The sequence below is a fragment of the Geobacillus sp. FSL W8-1251 genome, assembly GCF_038005945.1.
Lineage (GTDB): Bacteria > Bacillota > Bacilli > Bacillales > Anoxybacillaceae > Geobacillus > Geobacillus stearothermophilus.
In genome coordinates this window covers 2858062-2871338 of record NZ_JBBOUF010000001.1, presented here as the reverse complement: position 1 = coordinate 2871338, position 13277 = coordinate 2858062, and the positions used below count along the sequence as shown (strand labels likewise).

Sequence of the window (13277 nt, the reverse complement as noted above, 5' to 3'; positions counted from 1 at the left end):
TTTGTTTTTGTTTAAATTTTACTTAATTTTTACGAAAAAATCCATCAAAAAAGCGCCCTGGATTCAGGCGCTCATCATTTCCTTTATGATCATTGGTTCACTTCGCTCCTTCCTCTGCCAACACCGCTCGTCGCAGTTCCTTGTCGAGTTCTTTCTCATACACGTCCCGCTCTTCCCCCGTCCACCCTAAATACCGCGCCATAAACGCGATAACCGCTTCTTTTTCCCGCCGGACGGCGTCGATGTCAAACAGCAGCGCCCCGGTGCGGCGGATGAAGTAGTCGACTGGTTTGACCGCCATTTCTTCCTCGATGGCGTAGACGAGGCGGACGAACGTTTCGCGCGTTAAGCCGGACGAGCGGTCGTACTCGCTGCTTAACGCAAACAACCGGTCGACATTTGTGCCGTACTGTTTTGCCAGCCGCGCCCCTTGTTCTTCTGTCAGCCCATAGCGCGCCGCTTCCTTCGCCTTTTCGGCGATGAAGGCCGGCAGCCGATGCGAGCCGCCGACATCGCCGCCGGAAATTGGCAGCTGTTTCGTTTGGCACGGGCGGAACGTTTTTCCCTCTTCTTTTTCCAATTGTTTGGCGACGAGGTCAACGACCGTTTCTGCCATTTTCCGATAGCCGGTCAGTTTGCCGCCAGCGATCGTGATGAGGCCGGATGGCGATGTCCAAATCTCGTCTTTGCGGGAAATTTCCGACGGGTCTTTCCCTTCTTCATAAATGAGCGGACGGACGCCAGCCCAGCTCGACTCGACATCATCAGCGGTGATGCCGACGGACGGGAACATGTAGTGAATCGCCTGCAATAAGTAATCACGGTCTTCTTCGGTCATGGCCGGATGAGCAGGATCATCGTCATAAAATGTATCGGTTGTGCCGACATACGTTTTCCCATCCCGCGGAATGGCAAACACCATCCGGCCGTCCGGGGTGTCAAAATAGACGGCCTGCTTGAGCGGAAAACGCTTTTGATCGATGACGATATGGACGCCTTTTGTCAGCCGAAGCCGCTTGCCGGTTTTCGATCCGTCTTTGTCGCGCAGCGCATCAACCCACGGTCCGGCGGCATTGACGACTTTTTTGGCGCGGATGTCATATACTCGTCCGCCGAGCAAGTCGCGGCAGCGGGCGCCGGTGATGCGGCCGCGCTCGTCATACAAAAACTGTTCGGCTTTGACATAGTTGACGGCGTCGGCGCCAAGCTCGACCGCTTTTTTGATCACTTCGATCGTCAAGCGGGCATCGTCGGTCCGATACTCGACGTAATAGCCGCCGCCGATCAGGCCGTCGCGCTTTAAGAGCGGCTCTTTTTCCAACGTCTGTCGGGCATTAAGCATCGTGCGCCGCTCGCTTGGCTTGACGCCAGCCAGCCGGTCATACAGCCAAAGGCCGACCGACGTGCTCCATTTGCCGAACGTTCCGCCGCGGTAAATGGGCAGCAGCATCCACTCCGGTGTGGTGACGTGCGAGCCGTTTTCATACACAATCGCCCGTTCGCGCCCGACTTCCGCGACAAGCTTCACCTCGAACTGCTTTAAGTAGCGCAAGCCGCCGTGAACAAGCTTCGTCGACCGGCTTGACGTGCCGGCGGCGAAATCTTGCATCTCGACAAGCGCGACCGTCATGCCGCGCGAGATGGCATCCAAGGCGATGCCGCACCCGGTGATTCCCCCGCCGATCACCAACAGATCGTATGGCTTTTCGCTCATCGCTTCGAGAACGTTGTTCCGCTGTTTGCTTGAGAATGCCATGCATGATTCCTCCTTTTGAAAAAGACAAAAAGAGACCATTGCAAACACGATAAGCCTTCGCCTACCATGTGTGCATGGTCTCTCCTTGTCTCCTGACTGATGATTAACTTGTTGCTTTTATTATAGCAGACTGCGGCCGATTTGGCCAGCTCAACGCATTATCCATTGTAGTGGCGCCATAATGTTTCGTTGGACGTGGTCACCGCCACCGCCCCAGCTGCAAGCGCCTGCTCGACATCGTCGACCGTGCGGATGAGGCCGCCGGCGTAAATCGGTTTTCCCGTCCGTTCTTTCACTTCGCGGATGATGTGCGGCATGGCGCCCGGAATGACTTCGATGCAGTCCGGATTCGTTTTCGCAATCATCTGATAGCTTTTCTCCAACGCGTGTGAATCAAGCAAAAAGATGCGCTGCACGGCCAAGACTCGTTTTTGCCGCGCCTTCATAATGACGCCCGCTTTCGTGGAAATGAGGCCATGAGGGCGGAACTCTTGGCAAAGGTATTCCGCCGCATGTTCATCATGGCTCAGCCCTTGCACCAAGTCGACGTGAATGAGCAACTCCTTGCCATGCCGGCACGCATAGGCAAAGATGCTTTTTAACTGGGCAATATGTACCTCAAGCAATACACCGACCGTGTACCCGCTTGACAAAAAGGCGTCAAATTGCTTCATCGTTTTAATGGCCGGAATGATGCGCTGTTTCGCTTCCATTTTCTTTTCTTCGATTCATCCTCTCATTTTGTCGATCTCATCTAAGCATGACAGTGACATCATTGTCCGCGGTTTGCATGTCGCGATTTTCACCCCGCGCTTGCGGAACTTCTCGACAACGTAATGAATCGCTTTTTTGCCTGCCGTCTCTTCGCCATGGGAATGTCCCATGTCTCTCACTCTCCTCCTATTCCGCTTTCGGAATGGCCAGTTCGACCGTCGTTCCTTGATCGATCTCGCTTTCCACTGTAATTTGCCCGCCGTATTTATCGATGATTTCCTTGGCGATGGAAAGCCCGAGCCCGGCGCCGCCTTGTTCGCGGCTGCGCGCCTTGTCGACGCGATAAAAGCGCAAAAAAACGTTTTTCAGCTCGTCTTTCGGAATGCCAATGCCATGGTCGCGGACGGCGACCGTCACAAATGGCCCTTCCTCTCGCAGAGAAATGGTGATTTTTTTCACCCGTTGAGAATATTTTACCCCATTGTCAAGCAAAATGAACAGCAATTGTTCAAAATGATGCTTGGCCATCGCCAGACGCGGCAGCGGCGTTTCCGGCTGATCAACAAGAAACTGAAAATCGGGATGCAAAACGCGGAAATTTTTCACGATTTGCCCGATGGCCGCAGCAGCGTCAATAGGAGCAATCTCTTTTGGAATCACGATCGCCTCAACGCGCGACAAGTCAAGCAGTTCAAGGACGAGGCGCTTGAGCCGCTCCGTCTCTTTCATCGCCGCCTCAAGCGATTCTTCCAAAATCTCCGGGTTGTGCTTCCCCCACCGTTGCAGCAACGAAAGATGGCCTTGCAAAATGGCAAGCGGCGTGCGCAATTCATGGGACGCATCTTCGACGAATTGCCGCTGCATGGCAAAGGTGCGCTCAATGTCATCCATCATGCTGTTGAACATTATCATCAGCTCGGCCATTTCATCGCGCGCCGGAGGCACATCAATCCGCTGTTTCAGCCCGTTGTTTTTGATGTCGGCCATCGTTTCCGCCAACGTTTTTAGCGGTTTGATGAACCGTTGCGCCATAAACCGCCCGGCGAAGGCGCTCGCCGCCATCGCGCCAAAACCGATCACCGTCATAATAAGGAAAAGCATGTTCGTTACTTGTTGAAACTTCGTCAACCGGCGGGCGATTTCAATCGTTCCGCGCAAATGTCCGATATGAAGCGGCTTGCGCAGCAGCAAAAACCGTTCGTTGTTGACGAAATGCTCATCCATTTTCAACCGGTCGGGCATATCGCTTGGCGAGAGCGAGACGGCGGCGCCGTTTGACACCGAGACGACGACGTTTCCCTTCTCGTCGGTGACACGGATGAGCTGATAGCGCTCATTCAGTTTTTCCAAAAACGAACGGCGGCGGCGAACATCTTCCCATGATATATTACGTTTTTCCGCGTAATACGTTTCAATTTCCGCCACCGTTTGTTCCATTGTTTTTTCTTCTTCGTTCAGCAGCCATTGCTTGACAATGTGGTATTGCAAAAAGGTAAAGACAAAGTACGTAATAAAAATCGCTCCGGCAGACAAGATGGTCAGCTTCCCCTTCAACGAGAGCTCGCGGGGGCGGAATCGCTTCATGGCCGCATCACATATCCAGCGCCGCGCACCGTTTGGATATATCGTTCCTTATCGTGTTCATCGAGCTTTTGCCGCAAATAGCGGACATAGACATCGACGACGTTCGTCTCCACCTCGGCGTCAAACCCCCACACTTTGTCAAGCAGCACATCGCGCGTCAAGACGACGTTGATGTTTTGCATAAAGGCGACGAGCAAATCGTACTCGCGCTTCGTCAGCTCGATAAACTCGTCCCCCTTTTTTACCGTGCGCGCCTGCGTGTCAACGACCAAATCTTTAAACGCCAACACTTGCCCGTCGGCTTCAGAATGAACACGGCGGAACAAGGCGCGGATGCGGGCCAGCAACTCCTCAATGGCAAACGGCTTGACAATATAGTCATCGGCCCCGTTATCGAGCCCCATGACGCGGTCAAACACGCTGTCGCACGCCGTGATCATCATGATCGGCGTCGATTTCGCCGCCCGAATGCGGCGGCATACTTCCATGCCGTTTAAGCGAGGCAGCATGACATCGAGCAAAATCAAATCCCATGATTCCGACAAGGCGAGTTCAAGCCCTTCACGCCCGTCGCCGCACACGTGCACATCAAAGCCTTCATGCGTTAAATCCAGCTCCAAAAACCGGGCCAAGCCGGCTTCATCTTCAATTAATAAAATCCGTCCGTTCACGGTCTCCGTCCCCTTTCTTGCTTCTAGTTCTTGTCCTCCATCCCGGAGCAAGGACCCGCCTTGCGCCGCTTCCACACTTTCATTTTACTACAGACAAAGAAAAAGCCAATCGCCAACGGGGCGATCAGCAGCCAAGCGAAAGCGGACGCCGCCCCGCAAGCTTCCCGCACATCCAAAGGCAGCCGCTCACGAGTGGCGGTTCACAAACGAGTGGACAATCGCCTGAACAATTTCAAACGCTTGGTACGAAAGAAGCGATACAGCCGTTCCAGAAAAAAACAACATCACCAGCCAATGAATCCAATGCATCACGCCATCCTTCCTCGCGCTGCCGGTGGGCGGCAGCGGTATTTGTGTGCATGACCATAGATAGTGGTGTCATTATATTCCAAACGGGTTAAAACCGCATGAGAAATCGCTAAAAAAAGCGGAAAGTGACTTTTTTCCCGTCCGTACATACATTGACAATAAAGCGGATCGCCTCTATGGCTGCCGGCCGTCCAAGCGGCGGAAACGGCGGGCGGAGGAACCTTGCCACTTTGCGGAATGGAAAGAGAGGGAGTGCAATGAACGGACCGTTTCAACCGCCTGCAAACGGAGACGGCAATCACCCGTTCCATCATTTGCGGAAACTCGTGAACCAATGGTTCGATGAACGACCATTGCAAAAACTGTTTGAAACGCTTGACGATTACTTCGCCCAAACATTTGCCGCGGCGTACATCCCGATCGAGGTGAAAGAAACGAAGCGCGACTATCAAATCATCGTCCGTCTGCCGGACATCAAGCGGGATCAAATTAGCCTGCAGTGGCATGAAGACGGGCTGCAACTTGTCATCGATCACCATGAAACGATCGAATCGTCCGACGACAGCGGCCATGTATACGAACGGCGCCAGCAGCGGCGGCGCGTGGCGAGGATGATTCCGTTTCCGTATCCGGTGGCCGAACATGAAGTGAAAGCTTCATTCCAAAACGGTACACTCGTCATTCGCCTGCCGCAAAAACGGAAATACATCGGTATCGATTAAAATCCAAAGAAGCGCCTTCCGTCCACCCAAGCCATTAAAAAGGCCGTTCCCCATGTCGGGAGCGGCTTTTTTCCTATCGGGCTTCTATTGTTTATGCGAAGGGCTTCCATACCGGTTGTTGTGTTCCGGCGTCGGATCTTTTTGGATGTCCCATTCCTTGGCGATTTCTTCACGATTGTGTGGATACTTATTTTTCCGTTCCCGGTTGTCGTTGCGGTTGGTCACTGTCTGTCACCTCCTTGCCGTCTGCGATTAGGTTGCGCGTTTTTTTTCGGAACATAACCGCGCCATACATACTTTCGACACTGCTAAGCTACGCTACTGTTAGGAGGTGCAAAACGAATGGCCAAACTGCCCGATTTCAAACAGTTGAACGACCGGCTGATCAATGAGCCGTCCGCTGAGCCGCGGCTTGTCATCAAAACGAATCTCGATCCAGACCGCGTCACAGAAGAAAACCCGTATGCGGAAGGCAAACCAAACGTCAGTCGAACGTTTGTCTCGTTTTTTGAAGGGGGGCGGATCGTGATGGAACAAACGCTCGCCTATTTGCGGGAAATTTTGTCCAATTATTTGGACTGCCATGATGAGACGCCAAAGCGTATTTACAAAAAGCTGATCAGCAAACCGTACCGGGGCGAGGGCGAGTTTGTCCGCGACTTGACGCAAGAAGAGAGCGCCTTTTTGGATCGCATTTTGCCCCATGAAATCCGCTACGCGATGGATGAGCGCGATTATGAGCGCGTCTACCAGCTGAATGAAGTGTACGAGCTGCTCATTTGACAGGGCAAAGGGGCTGACCCAAAAGTCCGCCAAAAAGCGGACTTTTGGAGTCAGCCCTCTCTGGTTTTTGTATATTTTACCAAACGGAACAAAATTCCGACTCTGTTCTCCCCCTCATTTACGCCACCAAGGACAATTGCTTGTCCCTAGCGGCTTTTTTGAGAAGATTGTGGGCAGCACAAACCAGCCCCCATTCGATGGAAACTTTTTGGAGGCCTCGCAGGACAAAGCGACGAAACCCGCGATTTTGTTTGATTTGCCCAAATACACTCTCAATGTCGGTTTGGCGTTGGCGGTATCGGGCTTGCCCTTCTTCACTCTCCAACCGTTCGCGGGCTTTCTGTTTTTGTTCATGATAGACGGGGTTCCATTGCGTGGTTCGTCCATACTTGGAAGTCGTGCAGGCCGAACGGAACGGACATCCTTCGCATTCATGGCATTGGTAGTGTCGGGTGACCGAGGTGTATCCTGATTCCGTGGTCTGTTTCGAAGTTCCGGTGCGAACCAGCTTTTTCCCATTGGCGCAAATCCAAACGTCTTCTTCTTCCACATAGGTCCAATTCTGCTGATGATGCGGATTTTTCTTGACCTTGCGCGTGTTCTCCTTCTCATACGTATGGTACTTGATCAAGGCCGATATGTGCTTCTCTTCCAGCTTCACGTAGTTCTCTTCCGAGCCATAAGCCGCGTCAGCGATCAAACGTTCGGGTTCCACGCCGTACTTCTCTCGAACGGTCTCCAAATGCGGGAGAAGACAACGAGTGTCGCCCGGCCTCTGATGAAGGGAATACCCCAAAATAAATTGGCCGGAAGAACCCACCTGTACGTTATAGGCCGGCTTGAGCTGGCCGTTTCGCATGTGATCCTCCTTCAACCGCATGAAGGTGGCATCCACATCGGTCTTGGAATAGCTGTTGCGATCCCCGCATACATGGAGTTGGTGTTCATACTTTTCACTGCGGGGCAAGTAGTCCTCCTTCATCTTCTTGATGGCCTTCTTCAACGGTTGGTTGTCCGGCTCGGCCTCCAACCGTTTTTCCCACTCCTCGGTTTTCTTTCGGATTTCTTCTGACGTAAAGGCCGGCGAAGGGTCGATGTCTTCCGCCTTTTCTTCTTCCACGATCACCTCGATCTGGGCAATCAGCCGATCGACATTGGCTTGGAGTTTCTCCTGGTACTTCTCAGCCGATTTGCGCCAAACGAAGGTGTACCGGTTGGCATTCGCTTCAATTTTCGTTCCATCCACAAAATAATCTTCCATCTTGACATAGCCGTCGGCCACGAGCAGCGTGATCATTTCCCGGAACAGGTCGTCAATCAGGTCTTTCATCCGCTCCGAACGAAACCGATTGATGGAACGGAAGTCCGGCTTTTGAAATCCACTTAGCCACATGAGGGGAAGGTGGACTTCGAGCTGCCGTGCAATCTCACGGCCATGATACATTTTTTGGGTGTAAGCGTAAAGGAGAATTTTGGTCATCATTTTCGGATGATAGGCGGAGGCGCCCCCTCCTTTGTAGTAAGCAAGAAACGTCTCCATCGGGATGCGTTCAACCATCTCATGAACCACGTGGGCCATGTTATCCCGTGGAATGAGATCGGCGATGTTGCTTGGCAAAGAGAGGTTGTCCATGGTATACTCTTTAAAGGAAATATGATCATGTTTCATAAAAGAATCGCCCTTCTTTCGGTGGTAGTGGTTTTGGTGACTCTATTCTACCAGAAAAAAGGGCGATTCTTCTATATTTGAGGCAAAAAAGTGGGGGCTGATCCCAAAACGCATTCGCGTTTTGGGTCAGCCCCTTCGTTACTCTTTAAACGTGCTGAGCAGCCCTTTTAACATGCCGTTGACTTGATTGACGACATTGATCATCTGCCCCATCGTGTTCATCATTTTGTTAATATCATACGTCCCGTCACTGTTTTTTAACTGGGCGAGAAAAGACGGGCGCGGCGGCAGCAGCGACCCTGGTTTCGGGTATGGCATCGGGTGCGAAGGCGCGGCAGCGTGGAATGGCGAAGCATATGGCCAATGAATGGGCGCCGACGGAAGGTGGAAGGGCCAGCCGTATGAGTAGGGCCAATGGCCGCCGAAGCTGTATGGTCCGTGGGCGGGCGGCGGCGAAATTTGTCGCGGATAACGGTGCATGTGTATCCTCCCCATCTTTGATCATCGATTCCCCCAGCGAAAACAGGGGATCAGCTGCCACTAATATATGTGTGTATACTGGGCCGCGTGCGCGCGGACATGTAACCTCTTGTCGGAAGTTTTAATTTTCGGAAATCGCCCTTTCCTCCTATTTTCATGGTACGATGTAAAAAAGGGGGAAGGGGGAAAAGCATCAATGAGCATCACGGAATTGAAACATAAGTTCATGGCGGTCAAACATTGCGAGCCGGCTGAGGCGAACGAACTGCTCGATTTCGCCCGTCGCCTTTATTTGCGCGGGGAAATTTCGCTTGCCCAATATCGCGACTTAGTGCGCGAGCTGGAACAAGCCGGCGCCTGTCAGCCGGACGAAACGGAAGAATACGCTGGACTTTAGGTCTCGAGGGAGTTTTTCCCTTCTTTTTTTTGCATACTTTCGGCCTGAAATCCCCATCGTAATAAGCAAGGGGGGTGTTGGGCAATGGGCCGAGGCGTCCATTTCAACCATAAATTGAAAGGACATGACCACGAAAAACCGAAACATGGCGAGCCGGCGCCGCCGAAGCATACCGAGCGGGTCGAATATGAAATCAACACAGTCGCGACGGCTGAAGGCGGCCCTGTCTCGATCACAACAGGAAAAGATACGTAAAAGGAAAACGCTGTCCCCGCAGCCGAGGGGACAGCGTTTCTGCCGCCGGCTGTTTACACAAAATACAGTTTTGACGGCAACGGTCGCTCCGCGTTCGCTTTTTTCCCATCAAGCCGCCGTTCGACGCCGGCGATCCGCCCTTCAAGATGCGCGAGGTGCTCTTTGTTTTGGGCGTACCGCTCCTCAATGACATCCGCGATCACCTTTTCCATTTTCGCGTCCACCTGCTCGATGAGCGCGACAATTTCCTGAAGCTGCTTTTCAATCTCTTCTTTTTTCACTAACCGTTTTTCCATTTCCTCTCCCCCATTTCTGGCGTGATGATATTCCATTCGCGTCCAAGGGGATCACTCCCTGCTGCAGCGACAAAAGTAGAACAGATTCGGCAAAGAAAGCGGGATGCGGCCGCCATTCGACAACAAGAGCAGGCGCAGCCGTGGGGAAGAAAAAAAGGCGCATCTTTTCCGAGCGTATGGTATAATAAAAACCATTCAAAGGAGATGAACGCGATGGCACTCAAATATCCAGGAGGAAAAGAATACCGCGGAAACGGACCGAGCGCGGTGCGACCGCCGGCGGCAGCCGGCTATGCCAACCGCGGCATGACGCTCGAAGACGACTTAAACGCGACGAATGAATATTATCGGGAGCACGGCATCGCTGTCATCCATAAAAAGCCGACTCCGGTGCAAATCGTCCGCGTCGATTATCCGAAACGGAGCGCCGCCGTCATCAAAGAGGCCTATTTCCGGCAGGCGTCGACGACCGACTACAACGGCATCTATCGCGGCAAATACATCGACTTTGAGGCAAAGGAGACGAGAAACAAAACGTCGTTTCCGCTGAAAAATTTCCATGCTCACCAAATCCGCCATATGGCGCAAGTCATGGCCCACGGCGGCATTTGCTTTGCGATTTTGCGTTTTTCCCTGCTCAATGAAACGTATTTGCTTGACGCCTCCCACTTAATTGCCCGCTGGAATGAGCAAGAAGCCGGGGGAAGAAAGTCGATCCCAAAACGGGAGATCGAACAATACGGGCATTATATCCCGCTTGGCTACCAGCCGAGAATTGATTATATTAGTGTAATAGAAAACGTGTACTTCACCGCTTAAGGTGAAAACTTGTAAGAAAGGCAGGATTTGCTTATGTCTGGTGAATATCGTTCTCGTGTGGAACGAAAGCAGGCAGCGAAACAGACGAAACAAAAAAAGGCGAAAAAGAAAAGAGGGAGGTCCTGGTTGAAAGCGATCGCCATTGCGATAGTGCTGATGATCGCCCTTGGCGCCATCGGGGGGGTGGCTGCGTTCGCCTACTTTGTCAAGGACGCCCCTCCGCTCGATGAGGCGAAAATTAAAGATCCGCTCTCGTCGACCGTGTACGATATGAGCGGAAAGAAAGTCGCCGAGCTGGGCGGTTACAAACGGACGTACATCTCATACAAGGACGTGCCGAAAGTGCTGGAAAATGCGGTATTGGCGACCGAAGACGCCCGCTTTTACGAGCATCACGGCATCGACATCGTCCGTCTAGCCGGCGCGGTCATCGCCAATATTCGCGAAGGGTTCGGCGCGGAAGGCGGCAGCACGATCACCCAGCAAGTCGTGAAAATGACGTTCCTCTCATCAAAGAAAACGTTGGAGCGGAAAGCGCAAGAAGCGTGGCTCGCCTTGCAGCTTGAGCAAAAGTATTCGAAGCACGAAATTTTGGAAATGTACTTGAACAAAATTTATTACTCAGACGGCATTTATGGCGTCGCCCGGGCGGCGGAATATTACTTCGGCAAAACGAACTTAAAAGAGCTGACGCTCCCTGAGGCAGCGCTCTTGGCCGGCATGCCGCAAAGCCCGAACCGGTACAACCCGTACGATCATCCGGAGGCGGCGAAAAAACGGCGCGACACTGTCTTGTCGCTCATGGTGAAACATGGCTTTATCAGTGCGGAAGAAGCGGAAAAAGCGAAGCAGGTGCCGATCAAATCGATGCTCACCGAGCGGAAAAAGCCGCAAAATTCCGTGCCATACGACGCCTTCATTGACGAAGTGATCAAAGAAGTGACGGACAAAGCCAATGTCAACGTCTTTGAAGACGGGCTGAAAATTTACACGACGCTTGATCAAGAGGCGCAGTCGTACGTTGAAAAGCTATTAAACTCCGATCAACATTTTACCGCCAAAAAAGATTTGCAGTCGGGAATCGCCCTCGTCGACACGAAAACGGGCGCCATTCGCGCATTAGGCGGGGGACGCCACCGCGACAACATCGAGTTCGGTTTCAACTACGCAATTCAGCCTGTCGGCCAGCCCGGTTCAACGATTAAGCCGATTTTGGACTACGGGCCGGCGATCGAATATTTAAAATGGTCAACCGCGCACATTCTTGTTGACGAGCCGTATACGTACTCCGACGGCACCCCGATCCGCAACGCCGGCGGACGCTACGCCGGACCGGTGACGGTGCGCAATGCCCTCACATGGTCGCGCAACATCCCGGCGTTAAAAACGTTCCAAGCGGTCGGCAAAGAGCGGGCGAGAGAGTTTGCCAACCGGCTCGGCATGGGCTTTGACGAAGTATATGAGCCGTACGCAATCGGCGGCATATCGCGCTACGTATCGCCGTTGCAGATGGCCGGCGCCTACGCCGCCTTCGGCAACAACGGCGTTTACACGAAGCCGTATGCAGTGACGAAAATCGTCTTCCCAGACGGCACGGAAATGGACTTAAAGCCAAAACCGAAGCGAGTCATGCATGATTACACCGCATACATGATTACCGACATGCTTAAATCGGTCATCCGCTCTGGCACTGGGCGGTCCGCCTATGTTCCAGGGTTGGAGCTCGCCGGCAAGACCGGAACGACAAACTACGGCAAAGACGGCGCGAAGTTTGGCCTCAAACGGGACGATGTGCCGGACAGCTGGATTATCGGCTATACGCCAAACTACACGGCGGCCATTTGGGTCGGCTTCAGCAAAAAAAGCGAAACAGCTACATTAGGGAGTCGGGAGCAGCGCATTCCGAAGCTCTTGCTGAAAGATCTGATGTCCCATCTCGACGATGGCAGCGGAGAGTTTCAGCGGCCGGACAGCGTCGTCAAACTGCCGATCAAAAAAGGCACGAATCCGCCGAAACTTGCCGGCAAATACACGCCTGAAAGCGACATTACGTATGAATTGTTCGTGCGCGGCACCGAACCGACAAAAGTCGCAAAAGATGAGCCGGAAGAGCTCCCGGCTGTCAAAGGGTTGGCCGCTTCGTACGACCAAGCTGCCAACATGATTTCCGTCTCTTGGTCGTATGATGAGAAAACCGACGACACGCTGTTTGAAGTGCGCATCAAAGACGAGCAAGGGCATACGGAAACGGTCACGACCAAAGATTTAGGCGTGACAGTTACGAACGTGGCGCCAGGGGCTTCGTACACGATCGCCGTCTATGCCAAGGAAGGCGAGCGGATGAGCAAGCCGGCGATCACGAGCATCCGCATCCCTGGCGGCGAGCAGCCGACGGCGCCGGGCAATGGAGCGAACGGTGATGGCAACAACCGTGGCGCCGGAAATGGCGGCACGAACGGGGATAACAGCGATGATCATGGGGGCAATGGAAACAATCAAAATAACAACAATGGCGGAAATAGCGGAAACAACGGCAATGGCAACGAAGATCGCGATGATGGCGGCGAAGAGGACAACGGCGGCAAAGACAATGGTGGCAAAGACAATGGCGGCGAAGACAACGGCGGCGAAGACAACGGCCAAGGGAATGGCGGCGCAACAACGCCGACGAAACCAACAACCCCAACGACGCCGACCAATCCACAATCAGGAAACAGCGGCAATGCTGGCATGAGAAATGGAAGCCGCCAGTGAGATCACCTGCCTCAAAAAAGCGGATGGCCCGATAAGCCATCCGCTTTTTCATGGCGACTTGCCTAGAA

The 13277-nt window shown here is 53.1% G+C and carries 16 protein-coding genes; 6 read left to right on the top strand and 10 right to left on the bottom strand.

All coding sequences use genetic code 11. The features are described from left to right. Nucleotides 1-97: 97 nt before the first annotated feature. The 6 genes from NSS88_RS15205 to NSS88_RS15180 form a co-directional block, all read right to left on the bottom strand. The gene (locus NSS88_RS15205) at nt 98-1756 is read right to left on the bottom strand and encodes a glycerol-3-phosphate dehydrogenase/oxidase (protein ID WP_055358595.1); all 1659 of its coding nucleotides are present in this window, start codon (nt 1754-1756) and stop codon (nt 98-100) included. 158 nt (nt 1757-1914) lie between these two features. Next, on the bottom strand, nt 1915-2469 hold the full coding sequence (locus tag NSS88_RS15200) for a glycerol-3-phosphate responsive antiterminator (protein WP_055358594.1): 555 nt from the start codon (nt 2467-2469) through the stop codon (nt 1915-1917). Nucleotides 2470-2484: 15 nt separating this feature from the next. Further along, a complete protein-coding gene (locus tag NSS88_RS15195; protein ID WP_162839629.1) occupies nt 2485-2640 on the bottom strand; it encodes a hypothetical protein in 156 nt (51 codons plus the stop codon). 16 nt (nt 2641-2656) lie between these two features. Further along, nucleotides 2657-4054 (bottom strand): HAMP domain-containing sensor histidine kinase, encoded by a 1398-nt coding sequence (locus NSS88_RS15190; protein WP_055358593.1) that lies wholly within the window; start codon nt 4052-4054, stop codon nt 2657-2659. After that, the gene (locus NSS88_RS15185) at nt 4051-4725 is read right to left on the bottom strand and encodes a response regulator transcription factor (protein WP_033014032.1); all 675 of its coding nucleotides are present in this window, start codon (nt 4723-4725) and stop codon (nt 4051-4053) included. Before NSS88_RS15185 ends, NSS88_RS15190 begins: the two co-directional genes overlap by 4 nt. Nucleotides 4726-4911: 186 nt before the next feature. Beyond that, nucleotides 4912-5034 (bottom strand): hypothetical protein, encoded by a 123-nt coding sequence (locus tag NSS88_RS15180; protein WP_255350134.1) that lies wholly within the window; start codon nt 5032-5034, stop codon nt 4912-4914. Between the two features lie 257 nt (nt 5035-5291). Here NSS88_RS15180 and NSS88_RS15175 point away from each other — a divergent pair, with 257 nt between their 5' ends. Further along, nucleotides 5292-5756, top strand: coding sequence for an Hsp20/alpha crystallin family protein (locus NSS88_RS15175; protein ID WP_033014031.1), 465 nt, complete (start codon nt 5292-5294; stop codon nt 5754-5756). Between the two features lie 84 nt (nt 5757-5840). Here NSS88_RS15175 and NSS88_RS15170 read toward each other — a convergent pair whose 3' ends face one another. After that, the gene (locus NSS88_RS15170; RefSeq protein ID WP_162839628.1) at nt 5841-5981 is read right to left on the bottom strand and encodes a hypothetical protein; all 141 of its coding nucleotides are present in this window, start codon (nt 5979-5981) and stop codon (nt 5841-5843) included. Between the two features lie 303 nt (nt 5982-6284). On the opposite strand from NSS88_RS15170, the gene NSS88_RS15165 reads away from it, so the two are divergent. Then, nucleotides 6285-6539, top strand: coding sequence for a sigma-G-dependent sporulation-specific acid-soluble spore protein CsgA (locus tag NSS88_RS15165; RefSeq protein ID WP_033011258.1), 255 nt, complete (start codon nt 6285-6287; stop codon nt 6537-6539). A 118-nt stretch (nt 6540-6657) separates the two neighbouring features. Here NSS88_RS15165 and NSS88_RS15160 read toward each other — a convergent pair whose 3' ends face one another. Both NSS88_RS15160 and NSS88_RS15155 read right to left on the bottom strand, forming a co-directional pair. Beyond that, complete coding sequence (locus NSS88_RS15160; RefSeq protein WP_201027872.1) at nt 6658-8208, bottom strand: IS1182 family transposase; 1551 nt, start codon at nt 8206-8208, stop codon at nt 6658-6660. A 138-nt stretch (nt 8209-8346) separates the two neighbouring features. Then, nucleotides 8347-8688 (bottom strand): YppG family protein, encoded by a 342-nt coding sequence (locus tag NSS88_RS15155; RefSeq protein ID WP_055358592.1) that lies wholly within the window; start codon nt 8686-8688, stop codon nt 8347-8349. Between the two features lie 196 nt (nt 8689-8884). On the opposite strand from NSS88_RS15155, the gene NSS88_RS15150 reads away from it, so the two are divergent. Both NSS88_RS15150 and NSS88_RS15145 read left to right on the top strand, forming a co-directional pair. Then, nucleotides 8885-9085 (top strand): YppF family protein, encoded by a 201-nt coding sequence (locus NSS88_RS15150; RefSeq protein ID WP_033011260.1) that lies wholly within the window; start codon nt 8885-8887, stop codon nt 9083-9085. Nucleotides 9086-9169: 84 nt separating this feature from the next. Beyond that, the gene (locus NSS88_RS15145) at nt 9170-9340 is read left to right on the top strand and encodes a hypothetical protein (RefSeq protein WP_162839627.1); all 171 of its coding nucleotides are present in this window, start codon (nt 9170-9172) and stop codon (nt 9338-9340) included. Nucleotides 9341-9393: 53 nt separating this feature from the next. Here the strand turns inward: NSS88_RS15145 and NSS88_RS15140 are convergent, their stop codons facing one another. Beyond that, the gene (locus NSS88_RS15140) at nt 9394-9636 is read right to left on the bottom strand and encodes a hypothetical protein (RefSeq protein WP_033014029.1); all 243 of its coding nucleotides are present in this window, start codon (nt 9634-9636) and stop codon (nt 9394-9396) included. A gap of 213 nt (nt 9637-9849) precedes the next feature. On the opposite strand from NSS88_RS15140, the gene recU reads away from it, so the two are divergent. Both recU and NSS88_RS15130 read left to right on the top strand, forming a co-directional pair. Then, nucleotides 9850-10455, top strand: coding sequence for a Holliday junction resolvase RecU (recU, locus tag NSS88_RS15135; protein ID WP_033010104.1), 606 nt, complete (start codon nt 9850-9852; stop codon nt 10453-10455). A 33-nt stretch (nt 10456-10488) separates the two neighbouring features. Then, on the top strand, nt 10489-13209 hold the full coding sequence (locus NSS88_RS15130; protein WP_341085205.1) for a PBP1A family penicillin-binding protein: 2721 nt from the start codon (nt 10489-10491) through the stop codon (nt 13207-13209). Nucleotides 13210-13277 lie beyond the last annotated feature (68 nt).

Excerpts from the sequence above, each read along its gene's own strand:
- NSS88_RS15150 (WP_033011260.1), top strand. The coding sequence starts at position 8,885 with ATGAGCATCACGGAATTGAAACATAAGTTCATGGCGGTCAAACATTGC.
- NSS88_RS15190 (WP_055358593.1), bottom strand. The coding sequence starts at position 4,054 with ATGAAGCGATTCCGCCCCCGCGAGCTCTCGTTGAAGGGGAAGCTGACC.
- NSS88_RS15205 (WP_055358595.1), bottom strand. The coding sequence starts at position 1,756 with ATGGCATTCTCAAGCAAACAGCGGAACAACGTTCTCGAAGCGATGAGC.
- NSS88_RS15160 (WP_201027872.1), bottom strand. The coding sequence starts at position 8,208 with ATGAAACATGATCATATTTCCTTTAAAGAGTATACCATGGACAACCTC.
- recU (WP_033010104.1), top strand. The coding sequence starts at position 9,850 with ATGGCACTCAAATATCCAGGAGGAAAAGAATACCGCGGAAACGGACCG.
- NSS88_RS15155 (WP_055358592.1), bottom strand. The coding sequence starts at position 8,688 with ATGCACCGTTATCCGCGACAAATTTCGCCGCCGCCCGCCCACGGACCA.
- NSS88_RS15200 (WP_055358594.1), bottom strand. The coding sequence starts at position 2,469 with ATGGAAGCGAAACAGCGCATCATTCCGGCCATTAAAACGATGAAGCAA.
- NSS88_RS15165 (WP_033011258.1), top strand. The coding sequence starts at position 6,285 with ATGGAACAAACGCTCGCCTATTTGCGGGAAATTTTGTCCAATTATTTG.
- NSS88_RS15195 (WP_162839629.1), bottom strand. The coding sequence starts at position 2,640 with ATGGGACATTCCCATGGCGAAGAGACGGCAGGCAAAAAAGCGATTCAT.
- NSS88_RS15130 (WP_341085205.1), top strand. The coding sequence starts at position 10,489 with ATGTCTGGTGAATATCGTTCTCGTGTGGAACGAAAGCAGGCAGCGAAA.
- NSS88_RS15175 (WP_033014031.1), top strand. The coding sequence starts at position 5,292 with ATGAACGGACCGTTTCAACCGCCTGCAAACGGAGACGGCAATCACCCG.
- NSS88_RS15180 (WP_255350134.1), bottom strand. The coding sequence starts at position 5,034 with ATGCATTGGATTCATTGGCTGGTGATGTTGTTTTTTTCTGGAACGGCT.
- NSS88_RS15140 (WP_033014029.1), bottom strand. The coding sequence starts at position 9,636 with ATGGAAAAACGGTTAGTGAAAAAAGAAGAGATTGAAAAGCAGCTTCAG.
- NSS88_RS15145 (WP_162839627.1), top strand. The coding sequence starts at position 9,170 with ATGGGCCGAGGCGTCCATTTCAACCATAAATTGAAAGGACATGACCAC.